Source organism: Paraburkholderia sp. SIMBA_053 (assembly GCF_046534895.1).
Taxonomy (GTDB): Bacteria; Pseudomonadota; Gammaproteobacteria; order Burkholderiales; family Burkholderiaceae; genus Paraburkholderia; species Paraburkholderia caledonica.
The window spans coordinates 1-238 of record NZ_JAWRXU010001628.1; the positions used below are offsets into that span (position 1 = coordinate 1).

A 238-nucleotide genomic window follows, 5' to 3' on the forward strand; every position below is an offset into this window, starting at 1 on the left:
GAAGCGGATCGCGAGACTCATGGCTCAGGTGCTCCCGCGAATCACGAGCCGATGCGGCAGCAGCACGCCCGGCACATTCGCCAACGGATTCGCGAGCCGCTGCAACAGGAGGCGCGCGGCGGTCTCGCCGAGTTCGCGCATCGGCTGGGCGATGGTGGTGAGCGGCGGATCGACTTGCGCGGCGATCGAGATGTCGTCGAAGCCGACCACGGCGACATCCTGCGGCACGCGTTTGCCG

The 238-nt window shown here is 68.5% G+C and carries 1 protein-coding gene; it reads right to left on the bottom strand.

Annotated features, from left to right (window positions below):
• Positions 1 to 24 precede the first annotated feature (24 nt).
• Positions 25 to 238: substrate-binding domain-containing protein (locus SB753_RS41070; protein WP_410805680.1), on the bottom strand; the 214-nt coding region annotated here is incomplete at its 5' end.